This window comes from Klebsiella sp. K47, from assembly GCF_051858335.1.
In the GTDB taxonomy this organism is placed as follows: Bacteria; Pseudomonadota; Gammaproteobacteria; order Enterobacterales; family Enterobacteriaceae; genus Klebsiella; species Klebsiella pneumoniae.
The window spans coordinates 1-229 of record NZ_JBPYUI010000351.1 but is presented as its reverse complement, the minus strand read 5'-3'; the positions used below and the strand labels follow the sequence as shown (position 1 = coordinate 229).

Sequence of the window (229 nt, the reverse complement as noted above, 5' to 3'; positions counted from 1 at the left end):
GAGTCTTGGCGGGCAGTGGCTGGCCACGGTACAGCGCCTGCAAGTCTTCCAGCAGCACACGCCAGGACACACCATCGACCAGCAGGTGGTGAATCACCAGCAGCAGGCGCTGGTGGCCTTGGCCGTCCGTCACCAGCAGGCCGCGCAGCAGCGGGCCCTGCTGCAGGTCGAGGCTGCGCTGCACATCGCTGTACAGCGCCTGGCAATCGGCAAAATCGGCGACGGTGGC

Annotated in this window: 1 protein-coding gene; it reads right to left on the bottom strand. The window is 67.2% G+C overall.

Annotated elements, in window-relative coordinates:
- The coding region (locus RRF55_RS28340) for a condensation domain-containing protein (protein WP_439419345.1) at positions 1–229 on the bottom strand (229 nt) is incomplete at both ends.